At 69.5% G+C, this 6,219-nt stretch carries 6 protein-coding genes and 1 pseudogene; 6 read left to right on the top strand and 1 reads right to left on the bottom strand.

Annotation, left to right across the window (positions count from 1 at the left end; translation table 11 throughout):
- Positions 1–124: 124 nt before the first annotated feature.
- The 5 genes and pseudogenes from G3N96_RS39550 to G3N96_RS37365 form a co-directional block, all read left to right on the top strand.
- Positions 125–370: pseudogene (locus G3N96_RS39550) on the top strand (SDR family oxidoreductase); the annotation flags it as partial.
- Positions 371–586: 216 nt separating this feature from the next.
- Positions 587–1,615, top strand: a complete 1,029-nt coding sequence (locus G3N96_RS37380; protein ID WP_206140343.1) for a LysR family transcriptional regulator — start codon at positions 587–589, stop codon at positions 1,613–1,615.
- A gap of 101 nt (positions 1,616–1,716) precedes the next feature.
- Entirely contained in the window at positions 1,717–2,403 is a 687-nt protein-coding gene (locus tag G3N96_RS37375; RefSeq protein WP_206140342.1) for a DUF4286 family protein, read from the top strand.
- Between the two features lie 79 nt (positions 2,404–2,482).
- Positions 2,483–3,802: an MFS transporter gene (locus G3N96_RS37370; RefSeq protein ID WP_206140341.1), complete on the top strand. Its 1,320-nt coding sequence runs from the start codon at positions 2,483–2,485 to the stop codon at positions 3,800–3,802.
- Between the two features lie 52 nt (positions 3,803–3,854).
- A complete protein-coding gene (locus tag G3N96_RS37365; protein WP_206140340.1) occupies positions 3,855–4,556 on the top strand; it encodes a DUF2848 domain-containing protein in 702 nt (233 codons plus the stop codon).
- 348 nt (positions 4,557–4,904) lie between these two features.
- Here the strand turns inward: G3N96_RS37365 and G3N96_RS37360 are convergent, their stop codons facing one another.
- A complete protein-coding gene (locus G3N96_RS37360) occupies positions 4,905–5,888 on the bottom strand; it encodes an NAD-dependent epimerase/dehydratase family protein (RefSeq protein WP_124578068.1) in 984 nt (327 codons plus the stop codon).
- A 98-nt stretch (positions 5,889–5,986) separates the two neighbouring features.
- Between G3N96_RS37360 and G3N96_RS39545 the strand changes: the two genes are divergently transcribed.
- A partial coding sequence (locus tag G3N96_RS39545; protein ID WP_241023014.1) for a LysR family transcriptional regulator occupies positions 5,987–6,219 on the top strand: 233 nt, incomplete at its 3' end.

Raw genomic sequence — 6,219 nt, 5'->3', positions numbered from 1 at the left:
GAGGTCGAGCAACCCGCCGCGGACGAGCCCTGCCATCAGCGTCGCGGCTTCGGTCGGGTACATCCACTTGCCGCGCAGCGTGATGTCGTTGCGCATGATCCACGGGTACGGCAACTCCAGCCCCCGCACGCCGATGGCCGACGCGGAGATGGAACCGCTGATGTCGGCGCACGGTGACACGCTCGACGGTGCGTATGCGCGCGTCAGCGCCGACGTGCCGCTGCGGCGCGCGGCCGATCCGGACGAGATCGCGGCCGTGTGCGCGTTCCTCGCGTCGCCGGACGCGTCGTTCGTGACCGGCGCGACGCTCGTTGCCGACGGCGGCGCGATGGTGGTGGACGTGCCGACGCTCGCGTTCGACAAGCTATGATCCGCGCGGGTGCGCCGCCCGCGTGACGCACGCGTCGCGGGCGGCGCTTCGTGCACGCGCCCTGCGCTCCACCGCCCGTCCGCGCATCCGCCGCCGCACGCATACCGCGCCGCCCGCTTCATACCGCATCCCCCGCCTGTTTCCCACCCCCGAAAATCCGCTACCATCGACCGATCCCGCCGCCCCGCCCGGCACCGCCTCACGGTTCGAACGTCGATGAACATCCGGTTTCTTGAAACCTTCGTCTGGCTCGCGAAGCTGGAAAACTTCCGGCTCACGGCCGAAAAACTGCACACCACGCAGGCCGCCGTATCGAGCCGCATCGCGTCGCTCGAAGAGGCATTCGACGTCCGCCTGTTCGACCGCAACACGCGCTCGGCCACGCTCACGCCCGCCGGGCGCCGCATGCTCGCGTACGCGGAGCGGATCGTGCGGCTCGACGGCGAAATGCGCCGCGACATCGATGCGGCGAGCGACGCGGGCCTGATCCGGATCGGCGTGATCGAATCGATCGTGCACAGCTGGTTCCCCGCGCTGATGGCGCAACTGCGCGAGCGCTATCCGCGTCTCGACGTCGAGATCACGAGCGACACGACGCTGCACCTGATCCGCCTGCTCAGCACGGACGGCGTCGACCTGATCCTGCAGACCGACCCGGTGCCCGGCCCCGATTTCACGAACCTGCCGCTGTGCGAATTCCCGGTGCGCTGGGCGGCCAGCCCGCGCCTCGGGCTCGGCGGCCAATCGCTCGACGTCGCGCGCCTGGCGGCATTCCCGATCATCAGCTTCTCGCGCCACTCGGGCCCGCACGCGACGATCGAGCGGCTGTTCGCGGCCGTCGAGCGGCCGGCCAGCATCAACTGCATCACGTCGGTCGCCGCGATGATCCGCCTCGTCGCCGACGGCTTCGGCGTGGCCGCGCTGCCGCCCGCGATCATCGGGCGCGAGCTGCACGAAGGCACGCTCGAACTGCTCGACGTCGAACCCGAATTCCCCGCACTGCCGCTGGTCGCGACGTATCGCAGCCAGGGCCTGCCGGTGGCCGCGCGCATCGCGGAGCTGGCCAGCGAAGTCGCGCGCGCGATGGCCGCCGCCGCGCATCACGCAAAGACGGCCGCGCCCGACAACGTGAGCAAAACACCCGCCCGTCCGGCAACAAAAACCAAAGCAAAAGCACCGGCAAAAGCGAAACGCACGACGCCATCCGCCCCGCCCGCCGCGAAACGCCGCCCGCGCCGCTCATAAGAAAACCTGTTCACCGCGAATTTGTTTTCTTGTTGGACGGGCGCGGCCCGTCTTCGGGAAACTGCGGTTCCTGACATCCCCCCGTCACGAGGAACCCCGCGATGACCCGCCTTTCCCTTCCGCACGGCCAGCTTTGCGTCTGGACGGATATCGACCCCGCGCACGAAGCCGATTTCAACGCGTGGTACGACCGCGAGCACATGCAGGAGCGTGTCGCGATTCCCGGCTTCACGCATGCGCGGCGCTTTCGTGCGACCGACCGCGGCCCGCGCAAGTACCTCGCGCTGTACGTGACGGACGCGCTCGACGTGTTCCATGGCGATGCGTACCGGCGCGCGTTCACGCAGCAGACCGCATGGTCGCTCGCGAACTTCGAGCGCATGACGGGCACGCAGCGACGCGTCGGAGAACTGACGATCGAGGCCGGCGACGGCGAAGGCGCGCATCTCGCGCTGTTCGTGCTGCCGCCGGATCGCATCGACGTGCCGCATCTGCGCGAGCGTTTCGACGACGTGCTGCAGGAACCGGGCATCCACGCGGCGCGGCTCTTTTGCACCGCGCCCGAGCTGTCCGCGCCGATCGGCGCCGCTGCGGCCGCGCGCCCGGCCGCCGATGCGCTCGTGCTGATCGAAGGCAGCGATGCGGCTGCGACCCGCCGCGTGGCCGCCACGCTCGCCGGGCACGACGACGTGCGCACCTTCGAGCTGCTGTGGCGCGCCGCCGCGCCGCTGCATGTCACGCGCGGCGACGTCGAAACCGACCCCGCTGCCGCGGCATGTTCGGCCTGATCGCCCACGCCCGCCGCACCGCTGGCGCGATGCCCACCCACGCATCGGCCCGGCATCTCATCCCGTTCACCGTCACGACATGCCCGACACCATGAACACGCTCGCCCAGCCCGCCACCCACGCGCCCCGCCGCGTCCGCACCAGCCGACTCGCGACCGCGAGCATGATCGGCACGTCGCTCGAGTGGTACGACTTCACGATCTACAACACGCTCGCCGCACTCGTCTTCAACCACCTGTTCTTCCCGTCGGTCGATCCGATGGCCGGCACGATCCTCGCGTTCTCGACCTATGCGGTCGGCTACGTGTCGCGCCCGCTCGGCGGCTTCGTGTTCGGCAATCTCGGCGATCGCATCGGCCGCCGCGCGGTGCTGATGCTCACACTCGTGCTGATGGGCGTGACGACCGCGTTGATGGGTGCGCTGCCGACCTACGCGCAAGCCGGCATCCTGAGCCCGATCCTGCTCGTCGCGCTGCGCTTCGTGCAGGGCGTCGCGCTCGGCGGCGAATGGGCCGGCGCGGTGCTGCTGTCGGTCGAGCACGGCGACCAGAAGCGGCGCGGGCTGTCCGCATCGTGGACGCAGATCGGCCCGTCGTTCGGCACGCTGCTCGGCACCGGCTGCATCGCGCTCGTGACGCTTGCGACCACGTCCGGCGACTTCCTGTCGTGGGGCTGGCGCGTGCCGTTCGCGGCCAGCGCGCTGCTCGTCGTGTTCGGCTTCTGGCTGCGGCGCGGCGTCGACGAAACGCCGCAGTTCGAGCAGCTCGCCGAATCGCACGCGACCGCCGAGGTGCCCGTCGCCGACGTGCTGAAGGTCCACTGGAAGCGCCTGCTGATCGCGGGTGGCTCGCGGATCGGCTCGGACGTGCTGTATGCGCTGATCGTCGTGTTCACGCTCACCTACGTGACGACCGTGCTGCACCTGTCGCGCCCCGTCGCCTTGACGGCCGTGATGATCGGCACGGCCTGCAACGCGCTCGCGGTGCCGTTCTTCGGCGCGCTGTCGGACCGCTTCGGCCGCCGGCCCGTGTATCTCGCCGGTGCGCTCGCCGGCATCGTGTGGGCGTTCGTGTTCTTCACGCTGCTCGATTCGGCGCGCCCCGGCGCGATCGTCGCGGCCGTCGCGATCGGCCTCGTGATCCACGCGGTGATGTACGGCCCGCAGGGCGCGTTCGTGACCGAACAGTTCCCGACCCGCGTGCGCTATGCGGGTTCGTCGCTCGCGTACACGCTCGCCGGCATCGTCGGCGGCGGCTTTGCGCCGCTCGTGATCGCCGCGCTGTTCCGGCAGACGGGCACGACGACGGCCGTGTCGCTGTATGTCGCCGCCGCGCTCGTCGTCACGTCGATCGCGCTCCTCGTCGCACGCGAAACCGCGCACAAGCCGCTCGCGGATTGAACGCGCCGCCGGCAAGCCGTTTCATTCCTTCGCATTTCAAACTGATACGCATATGCCAACCCTGTCATTCAACGTGATTTCCCGGCACGGCGCGCCGGCCCCCGTCGACGTCGAGATCGCGCGCGTCGTGATCGCCGGCTGGGCCGGCCGCGATCCGGCCGCGATCCAGGCGCATATCGACGAACTCGCGGCGCTCGGCGTCGCGCCGCCGTCGACCACGCCCTGCTTCTATCGCGTGTCGGCCGCGCTGCTCACGCAGGCGCCCACGATCGGCGTGCTCGGCGCGCGCTCGGGCGGCGAGATCGAATGCGTGCTGGTCGACAGCCCGGGCGGCACGCTCGTGACCGTCGGCTCCGATCATACGGATCGTGAGGTCGAAGCCTACGGCGTCGCGGTGTCGAAGCAGGTGTGCGCGAAACCGCTCGGCCGCGACGCGTGGCTTTACGCGGACGTCGCGGATCACTGGGATGCGATCGAGATGCGCGCGTGGCTGATCTCGCGCGGTGGCGAGCGGACGGCGTACCAGCACGGCGCGGTGAGTGGCCTGCTTGCGCCCGAGATGCTGTGGCATCGCTTCGATGACCGCGGGACGATGCCCGCGCGCGCAGCGATGTATGGCGGCACGGTTGCCGTGCATGGCGCGATCGCGGCGATGGGCGACGGCGATGCGTTCGAGATGGAACTGCACGATCCGGTGCTCGGGCGCAGCCTTCGGCACCGCTATGCGGTGGAGGTGTTGCCGGTCGTGGCATAACGGGCAACGAGGCGCGGCACATGGGCGCGCCGGCGTTCTGTCGCCGCGCCGGCTCCCGCGAATACGCCTAAAAGCAGTGATAGTCGGGAAAATTGAACTGCGCGTTGCCGCAATACAGCACACCAGCCAGGTTGGTACACCCGCTCAATGCAAGCATCATTGCGCCCGCAACCGACACTTTCCATCCGAAATGCAACATTGCGCCCCCGTTTCCGCCTGTTTCGACATGAGCCGACATGATGCGCATCGGACGGGCCCGGGTATGTGGAGAATTGTTGTGCCGCGGGTTCCGCGGTTCGCGACCGGACCTGCCCGTGCCGGGTCATGGGCTCCGGCACGGGCCGTTGCTCACTTGAGACAGCCGAGCCCCGCCAGCGTCGCTTCCACCGCCGCATCGAGCGGCGTCACCGGCTCGCGGCCGAGCACCGCGGTCACCCGCGTGTTGTCGAGCCGGATCGGCTCGCGCCACAGGTAGCGCATCTCGAGCAGTTCGCGCAGCGTCGTGACGAACGGCGCCGCGGCCCACACGAACCACCACGGGAACTTGCGCACCGTCGGCCGCAGCCCGTGCCGCTGCGCGACGCGGCGCACGGCCGCCGCCATCTGCGTGCCGTCCGCATCCCAATGCCCGCCGAGATGAAAGCGCGCGAACGGTTCCAGCGTGTCGCGCCGCTCGATCAGCTCGACCATCGCGCGCGCGGCGTCCGGCACGTACGACCATTGGTGCCCGATGCCATCCCGCCCCGGCACGCTGATGGACGCAACCGGCTGCCCGGCCTTGACGAACCCCGCCGCGAACCAGCTGTTGCCGGTGAGCTTCGGCCCGAAGAAATCGCCGGCCCGGACGATGATCGTGCGAACGCCCTGCCCGGCCGCGTCCTGCAGCCGGCGCTCCAGCTCAACGCGGATCGCGCCCTTGCGCGTCGACGGATGCTGCGGCGCGTCTTCGACCAGCACCGGAAACGCATCGGCGCCGTAGTTGTAGACGGTGCCCGGCAGCACGATGGTCGCCCGCTCCGCCTTCGCCGCCGCGATCGTGTTGTCGATCATCGGCAGCACCTGCCCGGCCCAGTTCCGGTAGCCCGGCGGATTCACCGCGTGCACGATCACGCTGCAGCCGCGCGCGGCGCGGACGACCGCGTCGCGGTCCATCGCGTCGCCGCGCATCCAGGTGATGCCGTCGCGCTCCACGACTTCGGCGTCGAGCCCGCGCTTCAACCCGCGCACCCGCCAGCCCGCATCGCGCAACTGCCGCGCGACTTCCCCGCCAATTCCGCCGCTCGCGCCGAGCACGAGGGCCTGTCGTTGCGTCCCGCCTGCGTGGGTCGTCATTGCCGCTCTCCTTGAATGAACCGTGATGACACGCATTCTGGCGCGGCTTCGGCTATCAAGGAATTGCCGAACCTGATGGATCGGCTATACATTTATGTATGACCACCGATCTGAACTGGGAACGCTACCGCACCTTCCTCGCCGTGCTGACGGAAGGCTCGCTGTCGGGCGCGGCGCGCGCGCTCGGCATCACGCAGCCGACGCTGTCGAACATGCTGCGCTGGCAGTTTCTAGCCGTCAGCGAAACGAAGATGCTCGAAGCTCTGGCGTCGCTCAGACGCTACGTGCGCATCCTCGTCGTGCCTGACCGTCAGTCGTCACGCCGAAGGCA

Source organism: Burkholderia sp. Se-20373, assembly GCF_017104705.1.
Taxonomy (GTDB): domain Bacteria; phylum Pseudomonadota; class Gammaproteobacteria; order Burkholderiales; family Burkholderiaceae; genus Burkholderia.
The sequence above is the reverse complement of the archived record's forward strand: the minus strand, read 5'-3'. Positions and strand labels throughout refer to the sequence as shown.